The sequence below is a fragment of the Kitasatospora sp. NPDC086009 genome, assembly GCF_044540385.1.
Classification (GTDB): domain Bacteria; phylum Actinomycetota; class Actinomycetes; order Streptomycetales; family Streptomycetaceae; genus Kitasatospora.
The window spans coordinates 205,947-220,374 of record NZ_JBITSA010000006.1 but is presented as its reverse complement, the minus strand read 5'-3'; the positions used below and the strand labels follow the sequence as shown (position 1 = coordinate 220,374).

Sequence of the window (14,428 nt, the reverse complement as noted above, 5' to 3'; positions counted from 1 at the left end):
CCCCGGCGGACGGCCTTGGCTCCGAGCGCGGGGTTCACGCTGCGACCTCGGTCTTGCGCGGGCGGCCACGCGGCCGCTTGCGGGCCACGACGACACCCTGGACGAAGAGCTCGCCACCCCAGACGCCCCACGGCTCGCGCCGCTCCAGCGCACCGGTCAGACACGCGTCCTTGACCGGGCAGGTGCCACAGAGGGACTTCGCGTACTCGACGTCGGCGGGCGTCTCGGCGAAGAAGACCTCCGGGTCGAAGGCGCGGCACGGGATGGGGAGACCGAGCGCCTCGGCCTGCTCGATGGTGGTGATCTGCATCAGGGAAACCTCCGGAGGGTCGGCCTGGTCGGCCGGGGTGATCTGGCTTGTCTGCGGTACGGACGGGATGGGCGGCGTGATGACCGTGGACACTGTGGGCGTCTTCCTCGTCTTTTCAGTGGGTCCGGCTCAGCTGACTGGTGGGGCTGGGCCGGAGGCCCCGGAGGGCCTGGGTGGTCTTGCGTACCGGACAAAACAGAAGGGCCGCGGATCCCGGTGTGACGGGTTCCGCGGCCCTGGAGGTGCCGACCTGAGGCTTCCTCAGGTTCGTTCTCTCCAGGGTTCAGGCCCGCGGAAGGCCCGCATCCGGACGGCCGTGGCTCCCGTAAAGGCGGCCATGGCCTGCTCGTTGATCTGCTGCTCGTTCTGCTTCTGGGCGTTTCCGGCACCGATGACCCGCGCATAGCCGCCATGCATGGCGACGGCTACGGCTGCCTTCGGTGCCTGGGTCGGTCGCTCGTCACGCAGGGAGCGCGACGTGCTCACGGCCGCCCAGCCACGGGACAGACCGGTCTCGACAGAGGTGCCGTCAATACCGCCCGTGATATCCGCGCCGCAGGGGCCAGTGTGTCCAAGACCACTGACAACGGAGGCGACGGAAGCGGGAATGACGGAGGCACCCACGGCTTCGAGACCCAGACCGGTTCCACCCAGCTCGGCGAGAGCCCGCAGGCGGGCGGCACGCAGAGAGGCAGCGGCGACGACGGTCTGGCCAGTCAGTTTGGTGATCATGATGGTTTCCACTGTCTTCGCCTCCTCTCGGCGTCTCGCGGGGCCTGGTTCCCCGGGCTCCGAACTGTTCGGATGTCTGTCTCGGTGGTGCAGGTGATGCAGGTGGTGCGTGGTGCGGAGAAGCTGTCGGGCCCAGGAGGACATGGCACAGGCGTCACCCCGTGCGTTCGCGTCCCCTTGACCGCTCCGGCAGGCTATTGCGCTCCCGGTACGGCGCGCAAACTATTTTTCCGGCGAGTTTCTCGGCGGCTTCCGAAGGAGCCCGGGGCATCGGCTCCGCCCGCCCCGGGGACCTCCCCGGGACCGGCTCAGGCCGGTTCGTCCGGATCGCCGTCCTCGACGTCGACCGGATCCTCCGTGAGCTCTTCCCCCGCACACAACGAGAGCACGGCGGCCCCGTACTTGTCCAGCTTCATCGCACCGACCCCCGAGATCACCGCCAGTTCCTGGGTGGTCGCCGGGACGTCCTCGGCGATCGCCATCAGCGTCGCGTCGGTGAACACCACGTAGGCCGGGGCGCCCTGCTTCTTCGCCTGCCCGGCCCGCCACTCGCGCAGCCGCTCGTACAGCGCCTCGTCCATCGTGGAGGGGCAGCTCTCGCAGCGGCGCAGCTTGCGCTCGACCGCCTCGGTGAGCACCCGCTCGCAGACCCGGCAGCGGACCGGGCCGCGCACCCGGCGCCCGGCGGAGCGCTCGCCGGCCTCGACGCCACCGCGCCCGCCCCGGCCCCCGGCGCGCGCGCCCGGTGCGCCGGAGTTCGGCCGCAGCCCGTCCAGGAAGCGGGTCGGCTTGCGGTTGCCCCGGCCGCCCGGCGAGCGGGAGAGCGACCAGGAGAGCGAGAGGTGCTTGCGGGCCCGGGTGACGCCGACGTAGAGCAGCCGGCGCTCCTCCTCGACCTGCTCGTCCGTCTTGGCGTAGATGATCGGCATGGTGCCCTCGGTGAGGCCGACCAGGAAGACGGCGTCCCACTCCAGGCCCTTGGCGGCGTGCAGCGAGGCCAGCGTGACGCCCTCGACGGCGGGCGCGTGCTGGGCCGCGGCCCGGCCGTCCAGCTCGGCGACGTACGCGGCCAGGTCGGCCGGCTCCCCGGCCGCCGTGCGGGTGCGCTCGAAGTCCTCGGCGAGCCGGACCAGCGCGGCCAGCGACTCCCAGCGCTCGCGCACCGCGCCGGAGCCGGCCGGCGGCTCTGCGGTGAAGCCCCGGGTCGCGAGCACCGCCCGGACCTGCGCGGCGAGGCCGGGGGTGCCGTCGGTGAGCGGGTCGGAGGCGGCCCGGGCGGCGCCGCGCAGCAGCACGCCGGCGTCCCGCACCTCGGGGCGCTCGAAGAACCGCTCGGCGCCCTTGAGCTGGTAGGAGACGCCGAGGTCGGCGAGTGCCTGCTCGTAGACCTCGGACTGGCCGTTGGTGCGGAACAGCACGGCGACCTCGCTGGCCCGCACCCCGGACGCCAGCAGCTCCTTGATCCGGCGGGCGGTGGTCTCGGCCTCGGTCGGCTCGTCCTCGTACTCGGTGTAGACGGGCTCGGGACCGGCCTCGCGCTGCGAGACCAGCTCCAGCCGGTGCCGGGCCGCCTGACCGCGGGCCTGCGCGAGCAGCCCGTTGGCCAGGTGGACGACCTGCGGGGTGGAGCGGTAGTCCCGGACCAGCTTGACCACCGTCGCCTCGGGGTGGCGGGTGCGGAAGTTCAGCAGGTAGTCGGGGGTGGCGCCGGTGAACGAGTAGATGGTCTGGCTGGCGTCGCCGACCACGCAGAGGCTGCCCGCGGCGGGGCCGGTCCACTGGTCGAGCAGCCGCTGCTGGAGCGGCGAGACGTCCTGGTACTCGTCGACGGTGAAGTGCCGGTACTGGGCGCGGACCTGGTCGGCGATGTCCGGGCGGTCCTCCAGGATCGCGGCGGTCAGCAGCAGGACGTCCTCGAAGTCGATGACGCCGCGGCGGCTCTTGGTCTCCTCGTACACCCGGTACACCTGGGCGATCTCGGCCGGGTCGCGCGGGGCCTCGCGGGCCGACTTCTGCACCGCGGCCGGATAGTCGTCCGGGCCGATCTGGGAGACCTTGGCCCACTCGATCTCGGCGGTGAGGTCGCGCAGTTCGGTGCGCTGGACGCGCAGCCCGCAGCGCGCGGCGGACTCCGCGACCAGCTGGACCTTGCGCTCCACCAGCTGCGGCACCGGGCCGCCCACGGCGCGCGGCCAGAAGTACTGGAGCTGGCGCAGCGCGGCGGCGTGGAAGGTGCGGGCCTGGACGCCCTCGGCGCCGAGCTGGCGCAGCCGCCCGCGCATCTCCCCCGCCGCGCGGGCGGTGAAGGTGACGGCGAGCACCTGGGCGGGCTGGTAGACCCCGCTGCGGACCCCGTAGGCGATCCGGTGGGTGATGGCGCGCGTCTTGCCGGTGCCGGCGCCGGCGAGCACGCAGACGGGCCCCTGCAGGGCGGTGGCGACGGCCCGCTGCTCGGGGTCGAGCCCGGCGAGCACCGCGTCGGGGCCGGACGCGGCGCGGTAGTCGTCGAACGGGCTGCCGCTCAAGAGGTCTTCCTGCATGCGTTCCATCCTCTCAGCCCGGTGCGACAACCGGGGCGGGCTTGTCCACAGGCCCGGTGCGATCGCAGGATGAACGGTGCGCGCTCGGGCGTGCGAGGTCGATCTCACGCCGGGCGCACGCGGAATGACCGTTGCGTGACGGACGTTCCTCCCAGAGACCGCACGCCCTCTTTCCCGAAGGAGCCCCTCGATGTCCGGCAGCGTGACGATGTACAGCACGACCTGGTGTGGGTACTGCAACCGACTCAAGAGCCAGCTGACCCGTGAAGGCATCGGCTACACCGAGATCAACATCGAGGAGGACCCGAACTCGGCGTCCTTCGTCGAGTCCGTGAACGGCGGCAACCAGATCGTGCCGACGGTGCTGGTGACGCCGGCGGGCGGCGGCGAGCAGGTCGTGATGACCAACCCGAGCCTGATGCAGGTCAAGAAGGCCCTGGCGGCCTGACCCGCGACGGCCCGCGGGGCCCGGGCCGGCGCGCCTCAGGGGGCGTCGGCCCGGGCCGGGTCCACCGGCGCCGCGGGTGCGGGCAGCTGGGTCCGGGCGGCGAGGTCGCCGACGCCGTAGACCAGCCGGCTGCGGTCGGCGGAGTAGCGGGTCTCGATGACCCGGACGGGGCCGCGCCGGTCGTAGGTCACCCGGGTCTGGACCATCAGCGGCACCCCGGGGCCGCCCTGGAACCACTGCGCCTCCTCGGGGCCGGGCATCCGGGCCACCAGGTGGTCCACCGCCCCGATCTCGGTCCGGCCGAGCAGGGCGAGCACCGCCTCGTCCCCGCCGTCGATCTGGTCGGGCTCCATCAGCGGGGTGCCCGCGGCGAGGCCGGCCCGGTAGTGGCTCTCCTCGATCGAGTACGGCTCACGGTCCAGCAGCCGGAGCTGGCGGCGGACCACGATCGCCTCGCCGGGCCGGAGCCCGAGCCGCTCGGCGATGTCGACCCGGGCCCGGACGATCATCATCTCGAAGTCGACGGTGAGCTCCCGGCCGGCGTCGGCGGCCTCGCCGAGGTAGACGGCGGTGGGCACGGCCAGGCAGTCCCGCGGCCCGGCGAGCGGGTCGCGCGGCCCCGGCGGCGCCGGGGCCGGTCCGTAGGCGCGGTGGTCCAGGACGGGGTGCTCCCGGAGGTAGGTGCCCTTGCCCTGGAGCCGGACCAGCCGGCCCTCGTTGACCAGGACGTCGACGGCCAGCCGGACGGTGTTGCGGGCGACCCCGTACTGGCGCTCCAGTTCGCTCTCGACCGGGAGGGCGGCCTGGGCGGTGAATTCGCCCTCGGCGATCCGGCGGCGCAGATCGGCGGCGAGGCGCTGGTATTTGGGGGATTGGGTGGTGCCTCGGGGGATTGTCACCCGAGTGAATGTAGCGAGGGCGGTGACCCGGTTTCAGCCGATTCCGACAATGTCGACCCGGATCGGCGACGGCGGGCCCGCGGTGGGCACCCTGGCCCGCCGGAACACGGCAGGAGGCGGCCCCTCCGGATACGAACGTCAGCGCGCCCGACCGGCGCGAAATCCGTCCGGACCACCCGTTCGGCCGTGCCGGGCCCCTGGATGACCGGCGCGACGGAGGGCACGAAACGAAATCGGGGGCGCGCGGCAATAAGCCGCACGCCCCCGATTGTCGGAATTACCAGCGCGCCGCCGAAGGCAGCCGCTCCCCGTACCAGAGTTCGACCAGGTGACGGGCGATCGAAATCCCGGACGGCGGCAAGATCTCGCCCGCCGCCATGCCGGCCCGCAGCTCCTCCCGGGAGAACCAGCGCGCCTCGGCCAGCTCCTCGCCGTCCACGGTGATGGCCGTCCCGTCCGGATCGGCCTTGCCCATGAAGCCCAGCATCAGACTGGACGGGAACGGCCACGGCTGGCTGGCCACGTAGGCGACCTCGGCCACCCGCACCCCGGCCTCCTCGAAGACCTCGCGGACCACGGCCTGCTCGATCGACTCGCCCGGCTCGACGAACCCGGCCAGGGTCGACCAGCGGCCCTCCGGCCAGAGCGCCTGCCGGCCCAGCAGGCAGCGGTCCTGCTCGTCGGTGATCATCATGATCACCGCCGCGTCGGTGCGCGGGTAGTGCTCGGCCGCGCAGGAGGTGCAGCGCCGGACGTGGCCGGCGCCGGCCTTCTCGGTCGGGTGCCCGCAGCGCGAGCAGAAGCTGTGCAGCCGGTGCCAGTGCTCCAGCGCGACGGCGTGCACCAGCAGCCCGGCGTCCCGGTCGGAGAGCATCCCCCCGACCTCGCGCAGCCCGGCCGGGCGGGCGTCGCCGTCGAGGCGCCCCGGCAGGCTCTCGCCGGCCAGCGCGAAGTACGACACCCCGTCCTCGTCGGTGCCGAGGAAGTAGCGGTCCCCGGTCTGCGGCGCCTCGAACGAGGGCATCAGCACCAGTTCGGTGCCCTGCCCGGTGTCCACCACGAACGCCTCGCCGCCGGCGATCGGCAGCACCTTGGTGGTCGGGTGGCTCCAGGCGGCCGCCAGCCAGGGCTCGTCGAACCGGTGCTGGGCCGCCCGGTCGACCCCGGCCCGGGCCAGTGCCGGGGGCAGCGGGCGTTCGGTCTCAGGCACGGTGCTCACTTCGTTCCATCCCCACGTGATGAATCATCCGGATGAGTGGTCTGTTCGCCAGGACGGGCCGCGGAGGGCGCCCCGCGGCCCTCACGCCGCCTCGCCGCCCGGCCGCCAGTTCTCGGCCAGGTCGGCCCAGAGGTAGGCGGTCGTCTCCACGCCCTTGGCCAGCAGGTCGAGCTCGACCTTCTCGTCGACCGAGTGCCAGCCGTCCGAGGGCACCGAGATGCCGAGGAAGAGCACCGGCGCGCCGAGCACGTCCTGGAGTTCGGCGGCCGGGCCGGAACCACCCTCCCGGGTGAACAGGATCCGTTGCCCGAAGGCCCGCTCCATCGCCCGGACGGTGGACCGCAGGGCCGGGTGGTCCAGCGGGGTCAGGCAGGGCCGGGTGGCGCCCGGGAACTCCAGCGCGTACCGGATGCCCTCGGGCACCCGCTGCGACACCCAGGACCGGACGGCCTCCTGGACCCGCTCCACCTCCTGGCCGGCCACCAGCCGGAAGGAGAGCTTGAGGTGCGCCGAGGACGGCACGATGGTCTTGCCGCCGGGGCCGGTGTAGCCGCCCCAGATGCCGTTCACCTCGGCGGTCGGCCGGGCCCAGACGCGCTCCAGGGTGGAGTAGCCGGCCTCGCCGAGGGTGCCGTGCGACTTGGCGACCTTGAGCCACTGCCCCTCGTCGAAGGGCAGCTCGGCGAAGAGCTCGCGCTCGCGCGCGGTCAGCTCGACCACGCCGTCGTAGAAGCCCGGGACGGCCACCCGGCGGTCCTCGTCGTGCAGCGCCGCGGCCAGTTCGGCCGCGACCGCCGCCGGGTTGGGGACGGCGCCGCCGAAGGAACCGGAGTGGATGTCGCTGTCCGGGCCGTAGAGGTCGATCTGGGCGTCGGCCAGGCCCCGCATGCCGGTGCAGACCGTCGGCGTGGTCTCGGACCACATCCCGGTGTCCGAGATGATCACCACATCGGCGGCCAGCCGCCCGGCCTCCCGGCGGACCAGCGCGGGGAAGTGCGGCGAGCCGGACTCCTCCTCGCCCTCGATCAGCAGCTTGAGGTTGACGGCCGGCGCGGTGCGCCCGGTGGCGGCCAGGTGGGCGCGGACCCCGAGCGTGTGGAAGAACACCTGCCCCTTGTCGTCGGCGGCCCCGCGCGCGAACAGCTGCCGGCCGACCACGGTCGGCTCGAAGGGCTCCGTCGCCCAGCCGTCCTCCTTGGCGGCGGGCTGCACGTCGTGGTGCCCGTAGACCAGGACGGTCGGCGCGGACGCGTCCCCCGACGGCCACTCGGCGAACACCGCCGGCAGGCCGTCCGTCTCCCAGACCTCGACCACCGGGAACCCGGTCCCGCCCAGCTTCGCGGCCAGCCACTCGGCGGAGCGGCGGACCTCACCGGCCCGCTCGGGCTCGGCCGAGACGGAGGGGATGCCCAGCCAGTCGGAGAGGTCGGCCAGGAACTCGGCCTGGTGCCGGTCGATGAAGGAGCGGACGACGCTGTCCGGGGTTCTCGTCATACGGACGACTTTAGTTCGCCCGTGCGGGTGCCCGCCCCGGCCGTCCGGCCACCGGGCGCCGGACGGCCTGTAACGTCCGTCACCCCCGGCCGCACGGGGGCGGCGGCCGGGGGTGACGGGGGACACGGGGAACGCGCGGTCAGCCGGAGCGGCGCAGCAGCGAGATCCGCGAGCGGGTGAGCAGCGTGGCCAGCCCCACCGCGAGCAGCGGCAGGACGATCACGGTGGCGCCGATGTCGAGCCACGGGAAGACGATCACGCTGTGGTCGGCCGTCTCCTCGGGGGACATCCCCGGGTAGGAGACGGAGACGCCCTCCACCTTGCGCAGGGCCACCGCCGGCACCACCCCGGCGACCACGCCGAGCAGGGTGCCCATCGCGGCGATCACCCCGCACTGGAAGCCGGAGAGGCTGCGGCGGATCCGCGGCGCGGCGCCGACCGCCGCGAGGGTGGTCAGGTCGCGCTGCGAGTCGGCGGCGGCGAGCCCGGTGGCGATGCCGGCGGCGCCGAGCGCGACCAGGGCGGCGAAGCCCGTCAGACCGAGGCTGACCAGGTCGTCGTTGGACCGGAAGCCGCGCTCGACCCCGAACTGGGTGCCGTCGGCGAGCTTGTCGATCGCCGCCGTCGCCTTCTGCTCGGCGCTGTCGGACGGCGCCTTGGCGGGCAGCCAGACCGAACCGGCGTCATGGGTGCCCAGCCCGAGCCGGCCGGCGGTCTCCGGGCTCACCAGCGCCTGGCCACCGGTCGGGACGACGGCGCGGAACAGCACCGCGTCGACGGCGATCTCATGGCTGGGCGTGTCGTGCACGGGCGAGGCGTTCAGCTTGTTCGACTGCTCCTCGGCCGGCTCCGTCACGCTCACGACGAGCTTGCCGTCCTTGACGTAGTCGGCGTCGAACACGACGGCCTTGCCGGCGGCCAGCGCCTGGCCGGCGGCCGGGTCGTCCACACCGAACAGGTTGCGCAGCAGGGTGGCGTCCCCGGCGGCCACCATGCTGAACGGGTTGACCCGGTAGGAGTGGTTCGCCCTGCAGCGCGCGTCCTCCTTGCGGAGCCGCTCGGCCTCGGCCGGGGCGATGGCCTCGCTGCCCTTGTCGAACAGCGGGCAGCGCAGCTCCTTCGGCAGCTCGGTGGTGACGTAGCCGCAGTTGCCGTGCGTCCGGTCGCAGTCGCCCTTGAGACCGACCTCCTGCACGTCGGCGCGCCGGCCGAGGTCGGGGATGTTGCTCTCGACGGCGCCGCGCAGCTGGGGCAGCAGCTTCCCGTCGGCGGCCGAGCCCCAGCCGCTGCTCACCGTGACCGCGCCGGCCGGCGCGGCGGCGACGTACTCCCGGCGGTGCTCCTCATGGCTGCTGGCGGTGTAGATGCCGACGGCGACCGAGCCGGCGACGGCGGCCATCACCGCCGCGACGGCGGGGGCGGTGCGTCCGCGGTGGCGGACCGAGTCGCGCAGCGCGAGCCGGGGGCCGAGCGGCAGCCAGCGGCCGATCCGCCCGAACAGGCCGACCAGGTAGGGCGTCAGGGCGACCATGCCGAGTTCGGCGATCATCGAGCCGCCGAGCACGGCCGTACTGCGGTTGCCGAAGCCGCTGGTCGCGCCGAGCAGGGCGAGCGCGGCACCGCCGGCCACCATCAGCAGGCCGAGCAGCGCGAGCTTGCGGCTCGGCGGCTTGAGCGAGTCGCGGCCGGTCAGCGCGGCGACGACGTCCTGCCGGGAGGCCTGGACGGCCGGGACGACGGCCGCGAGCAGACCGGTGACCAGGCCGATGCCCAGGACGCCGAGCAGGTCGAGCGGCTGGAGGTCGAAGTGGCCGAACCGCTCGCCGGCGTAGTTCTCGGCCTGGGTGCGCAGCACCGCGACCAGGCCGACGCCGACGGCCAGACCGAGGGCGGCGCCGGTGACTCCGAGCACGACCCCGCCGCCGAGGACGACCGCGCGGACGTCGGCCCGGTTACCGCCGCCGGCGGCGAGCAGACCGAGCTGGCGGCGGGAGCGCCTGGCCCCGACGGCGAAGGCGGGGCCCGCGAGGAGCACGATCTCCAGCAGCGCCATGCCGACCACGGTGGCGAGGATGACGACGGAGGTCCGGTCGAGGTAGGGGGTACCGCCGCTGCTCTGGCCCTTCTGGGCGTAGAGCGGCACCTCGGAACGGGCCGGCGGGTCGAGCAGCACGCTGCGGGAGGCGACGGTGAAGCCGTACTTGTTGAACTCGGTCACCTTGGGCCAGTCGATCGCGGCCCCGGCCGGGAGCTTGACCAGCCAGCGGGCGCTCTCCCCCAGCGCGGAGCGGCCGAGGCCCTTGTCGGCGCCGGGCAGCTTCATCAGCGGGTCGACCAGCGCGCCGGGGCGGGCGATCAGCCCGGTGGCCCGCAGGTCGCCGGGGTACTCGGCGACGGCCGTGATGGTGAAGGGGGTGGCCTCCAGACCGCGCGGGGAGGTGCGGTCGCCGATCCTGAGGCCGGAGCGGTCGAGGAAGTCCCGGGTGACGGCGACCTCGTGGCCGGCGCTCGGGGCGCGGCCCTCGACCACGTCGATCCGGCCCTTCCAGACCGGGTCGTTCAGGTCGGCCTCGGCGGTCCGCACGCTGAGCAGGCCCTGCACGGTGCTGGTGGGGACGTACGGGCCCTCGCGCAGCGGGACGAGCGTGGTGCCGGCCGGGACCAGCTGCTTGACCAGTTCGGCCGGCTCGGTGTCGAGGCTGCGGCGCTGCTCGGGCGTGTACTGGGGCCGGCCGTTCTCCACCTTGGCCTCGTCGGCGCCGGTGAGGTCGAAGGGCTGGTCCGGGTCCGGTGCCTGCAGGATGATCGAGCCGCGGTCGACCATGTGGATCTCGGCGTCGGACTGGCCCATGGTGCGGACGATCCGCTCGACGGGGTCGAGTTCGGCGCTGCGGAAGAACACGTCGGCGCCGGTGACGCCGAGCACGGGCAGCGCGACCATGGCGACCACGAGCGCGCTGCGGCCCTTGGCGCGCAGGGCGTCCCGTCGGGCGATCCGCAGGGCGACCCGCCAGGCGCTGAACCTCACTGCGCCACCGGGCCCTTCGCGTTGGTGGCCGCGGAGACCAGCAGGGTGCCGGCGTCCTGGCTGATGCTCTCGTCGACCATGCGGCCGTCGCGGAGGAAGACCACGCGGTCGGCCCAGGCGGCGTGCCTGGCCTCGTGGGTGACCATCATCGCGGCGGCGCCGGCGTCGCAGCGGGCGCGCAGCACGGCGAGGACCGACTCGCCGGTGGTGGAGTCGAGGGCGCCGGTGGGCTCGTCGGCGAGGACGAGCCGGCGGTCGCCGATCAGCGCGCGGGCGATGGCGACGCGCTGCTGCTGCCCGCCGGACATGTCGTCGGGGAAGCGGTCGGCGAGCTCGGGGATGCCGAGCTCCTCCAGCGCGGTCATCGCCTCGCGGCGGGCGGCGCGGCCGGAGAGACCGTCGAGCTCGCGCGGCAGCGAGACGTTCTCGGCCGCGGTGAGGGCCGGGATCAGGTTGTAGTCCTGGAACACGTAGCCGACCGAACGGCGACGGACCTCGGCCAGCTTCTTGCGGTTGAGGCCGCCCAGGGCGGTGCCCTCGACCAGGACCCGACCGCTGCTCGGGGTGTCCAGCCCCCCGGCGAGCGTCAGCAAGGTCGACTTGCCGGAGCCGGAGGGCCCCATCACGGCGACGAACTCGCCGGGGTGCACCCGGAGGTCCACCCCGCGCAGCGCGTGCACCTCGGCCGCGCCCTGGCCGTGCACCCGGGTGACGTTGTCCAGGTGCAGCACCGGTTCGGTGCCGAGCCTGCTCGGATCGGTGTGGATCACACTTCCCCCTGCTGTTCTGGGCCCGGGGTCGCGGATCGCGGCCGGGCCGTGGTTCGTGAAGTCCGTACGGGGTTCAGGCCCGGGTGCGGCGCCGCCCGCGCCGGACGACCTCGGGCTCGGCGGCGCGGGCCTCGGCGGCCCGGGCCTGTTCGATCTCGGCGTGCTGGGCGAGGCGGGTCTCGCAGTGGTCGAGCCAGCGGATCTCGGCCTCGGTCTGGAAGATCAGCTGTTCGAGGACGAGCAGCCAGGCGAGGTCGGCGCCGGGGGCGGCCGACGGGCCGGCGCCGCCGGGGCGGGCCTCGCCGGTCAGCGCGCGGGCCTTGAGCCGGGTGTAGTCCTGGAGCGCCTTGATGCTGTGCCGGCGCTGGCCCTGGACGACGGCGGGCACGTCCACCCCGGGGACGGTGACCGCCATGGCCAGCTTGATCGCCAGCTCGTCGCGCGGCGGGCTGGTCCGCGGCACCGGGGTGTCGAACCAGGTGCGCAGCTCCGCGCGTCCTGCTTCGGTGACCGCGTAGAACTGGTGCCCCTCCTCGTCCTCCCCCGCGGGCTCGACCAGGCCGTCGCGCTCCAGGCGGGACAGGGTGGTGTAGACCTGGCCGACGTTGAGCGGCCAGGTGGCACCGGTGCGCGCCTCGAACTCGGTACGCAGCTGGTAGCCGTAGCGCGGGCCCTGGTCGAGCAGGGCGAGCAGACCGTGACGGATGGACATACCGAGTATGTATACCCGGTATGCCCGGCGGGCTCAAGCGGCGCCCCCTCCCGGCGAGCGGGTACCGTCGTGCGGTGTGAGCCAGTTGCGCATCGCCACCTTCAATCTGTTGCACGGTCAGCCGCTCGCCCCGGACGGTGCTCCGCGGCCCTACCCCGCCGACGCCGGTGGACCGTTGGCGGAGGCGGTGGCCGCGCTGGACGCCGACGTGCTCGCCCTCCAGGAGGTGGACCGCTACCAGGCCCGCTCCGGCGGCACCGACCAGGCCGCCGTCGCCGCCAAGGCGATGGGCGCCGCGGACTGGCGGTTCGCCGCCGCGCTGCACGGGCGCCCGGCGCCGGTCGCGGGCTGGGTGCCGGAGCCCGCCGTCCCCGCCGGACTCCAGGTGTACGGGCCGAACGAGGTCGGCGACGACGCGCCGCCGTCGTACGGCACCGCACTGCTGACCCGGCTGCCGGTGCGGCACTGGCGGGCCCGGCGGTTCGCCCCGGCCCCGTTCGGGCTGCCGCTGCGGGTGGCCGGCCGGCGCGGGCTCACGCCCGTCCCGGACGAGCCGCGGGCCGCGCTGGCGGCCGTACTGGAGGGCGAGCACGGGCCGTTCACCGTGGTGGCGGCGCACCTGTCGTTCGTGCCGGGCTGGAACATGGCGCAGCTGGCGGGGATCCGGCGCTGGATCGCCGACCTGCCGCAGCCCTACCTGGTCCTGGGGGACTTCAACCTGATCGGCGCGGTGCCCCGGACGGTGCTGGGCGGGGCCACCGCGCTGGACCGGACGGCGCCCCGGGCACGGGTGCGCGAACTGCGGGCGGCCCGGCGGGCCCGGCCGGCCCTGGTCGAGCCGCGCCGGCGGCGGGTGCGCGAGCCCCGGGCGCGACTCCAGGGCTGGTACGACCTGGCCCGCACGCCCACCTACCCCTCGCACCGGCCGACCGTGCAGTTCGACCACGTGCTCGCGGTGGGCGTGCCGCGCACCGCGGTCGGCCCGGCGGCCGCCCCGCGGACGGTGGTGTCGGACCACCGCCCGCTGGTGGTGGAGGTCGGCCTCTAGGCGGTCCGGCCGGGCCGCCCGGTGCCGGGCGGTCAGCTCCGGGGGTGCGTCAGCTGCCCGTTCTGGTGCGGCAGGTGCGGCTCCGGCCCGAGCGGGTCGTACTGGAGCAGCAGCATCGCCGCGTCGTCGCCGAGCTGGCGGCCGACGTGGCGGACCACGTCCTGGTGCAGGCGTCGCAGGACGTCCACCGGGTGGCCGTCCGCGCAGTGCGGCAGCCGCTCGGCGAGCGGGTAGAAGACGCCCGCCCGGTCCCGGGCCTCGATGACTCCGTCGGTGAACAGCAGGACGCGGTCCCCCTGCCGCAGCGGGACCTCGTGCACCGGCGGCCGGACGTCGACCGGGTCGAGGACGCCGAGCGGGGGCACCGTCTCGGCGAGCTCCAGCGGCCGGACCGGCTCGGTGCCCCGCAGCAGCAGCGGCGACGGGTGGCCGCAGTTGACGATCTCGGCGGTGCCGTCGGGCCGGACCCCGATCAGCACCAGGGTGACGAACTCCTCCTCCACGCCGGGGTGCTCGTTCTCGTGCAGGGCCCGGTCGAGGCTCACCGCGAGCCAGCCCGCCACCCGGTCCAGCGCGGGCTCCTGGTGGGCGGCCTCCCGGAAGGCGCCGAGCACGGCGGCGGCGGTCTCCACCGCGCCGAGCCCCTTGCCCCGGACGTCGCCGACCACGGCCCGGACCCCGTGCCGGGTGTTGACCACCTCGTAGAGGTCGCCGCCGATCCTGGCGTGCGCGGCGGCGGCCTCGTAGTGGACGGCGGCCCGGACGGTGCCGACCCGCTCGGGAACCGGCCGCAGCAGCACCCGGCGGGCGATCGAGGCGACCAGCTGGGCGTCGGCCAGCGCCTTCTCCTGGCGCAGCCGCAGGGTGGCGCTGACCCAGCCGATCGCGGCGACCAGCACGACGGCGAAGACGGTGGCGCTGTGCACGGACTCGCCGAGCGAGTCGCTGCTGGCGGCCATCAGGAAGGCCACGGCCTCGGTGCAGAGGCCGATGGCGAGCGGGTACCAGGTACGCCGGCTGACCACGGCGGCCAGCGCGGGAACGGCGGTGAGGGCCGGCTCGACCGTCACCTCGGTGTTGCTGACGTAGTCGAGGGCCACGACCAGCGCCATGCCGATGAACGGCAGCGCGAGCGCCGTCCTCGGCCAGGTGCCGGTCGAGCCCGGAGCGGTCCCCGGGGCCGGCCCGGCGAACCGCTCTCTCATCCATCCGGTCGCGCTCAACTTCG

General features: G+C 74.4%; 12 protein-coding genes. 2 read left to right on the top strand and 10 right to left on the bottom strand.

The genetic code is table 11. The features are described from left to right. Positions 1-34: 34 nt before the first annotated feature. The 3 genes from ACIF6L_RS17525 to ACIF6L_RS17515 form a co-directional block, all read right to left on the bottom strand. Entirely contained in the window at positions 35-403 is a 369-nt protein-coding gene (locus ACIF6L_RS17525) for a WhiB family transcriptional regulator (protein WP_380388088.1), read from the bottom strand. Positions 404-571: 168 nt separating this feature from the next. Further along, complete coding sequence (locus tag ACIF6L_RS17520; RefSeq protein WP_329489507.1) at positions 572-1,054, bottom strand: hypothetical protein; 483 nt, start codon at positions 1,052-1,054, stop codon at positions 572-574. Between the two features lie 296 nt (positions 1,055-1,350). Continuing rightward, a complete protein-coding gene (locus tag ACIF6L_RS17515; RefSeq protein WP_329489506.1) occupies positions 1,351-3,582 on the bottom strand; it encodes an ATP-dependent DNA helicase UvrD2 in 2,232 nt (743 codons plus the stop codon). Positions 3,583-3,772: 190 nt separating this feature from the next. On the opposite strand from ACIF6L_RS17515, the gene ACIF6L_RS17510 reads away from it, so the two are divergent. Next, entirely contained in the window at positions 3,773-4,030 is a 258-nt protein-coding gene (locus ACIF6L_RS17510; protein WP_329489505.1) for a mycoredoxin, read from the top strand. 35 nt (positions 4,031-4,065) lie between these two features. Here ACIF6L_RS17510 and ACIF6L_RS17505 read toward each other — a convergent pair whose 3' ends face one another. From ACIF6L_RS17505 to ACIF6L_RS17480, 6 genes are all read right to left on the bottom strand, one after another. Next, positions 4,066-4,929, bottom strand: coding sequence for a GntR family transcriptional regulator (locus ACIF6L_RS17505; RefSeq protein WP_352295763.1), 864 nt, complete (start codon positions 4,927-4,929; stop codon positions 4,066-4,068). 277 nt (positions 4,930-5,206) lie between these two features. Beyond that, positions 5,207-6,148: an NAD(+) diphosphatase gene (nudC, locus tag ACIF6L_RS17500; protein WP_329489503.1), complete on the bottom strand. Its 942-nt coding sequence runs from the start codon at positions 6,146-6,148 to the stop codon at positions 5,207-5,209. An 81-nt stretch (positions 6,149-6,229) separates the two neighbouring features. Next, positions 6,230-7,642: a dipeptidase gene (locus ACIF6L_RS17495; RefSeq protein WP_396488369.1), complete on the bottom strand. Its 1,413-nt coding sequence runs from the start codon at positions 7,640-7,642 to the stop codon at positions 6,230-6,232. Positions 7,643-7,781: 139 nt separating this feature from the next. Further along, positions 7,782-10,670, bottom strand: a complete 2,889-nt coding sequence (locus ACIF6L_RS17490) for an FtsX-like permease family protein (protein ID WP_396488367.1) — start codon at positions 10,668-10,670, stop codon at positions 7,782-7,784. After that, the gene (locus tag ACIF6L_RS17485) at positions 10,667-11,440 is read right to left on the bottom strand and encodes an ABC transporter ATP-binding protein (RefSeq protein WP_329489500.1); all 774 of its coding nucleotides are present in this window, start codon (positions 11,438-11,440) and stop codon (positions 10,667-10,669) included. The genes ACIF6L_RS17490 and ACIF6L_RS17485 overlap by 4 nt, the downstream gene beginning before the upstream one ends. Positions 11,441-11,513: 73 nt before the next feature. Beyond that, positions 11,514-12,152 carry a PadR family transcriptional regulator gene (locus ACIF6L_RS17480; protein ID WP_329489499.1) on the bottom strand — a complete coding sequence of 213 codons (639 nt, stop codon included), beginning with the start codon at positions 12,150-12,152 and terminating at the stop codon, positions 11,514-11,516. 76 nt (positions 12,153-12,228) lie between these two features. Between ACIF6L_RS17480 and ACIF6L_RS17475 the strand changes: the two genes are divergently transcribed. Then, positions 12,229-13,200, top strand: coding sequence for an endonuclease/exonuclease/phosphatase family protein (locus tag ACIF6L_RS17475; RefSeq protein WP_396488364.1), 972 nt, complete (start codon positions 12,229-12,231; stop codon positions 13,198-13,200). Positions 13,201-13,232: 32 nt separating this feature from the next. On the opposite strand, the gene ACIF6L_RS17470 is transcribed toward ACIF6L_RS17475, so the two are convergent. Then, entirely contained in the window at positions 13,233-14,423 is a 1,191-nt protein-coding gene (locus tag ACIF6L_RS17470; protein ID WP_329489497.1) for a PP2C family protein-serine/threonine phosphatase, read from the bottom strand. Positions 14,424-14,428 lie beyond the last annotated feature (5 nt).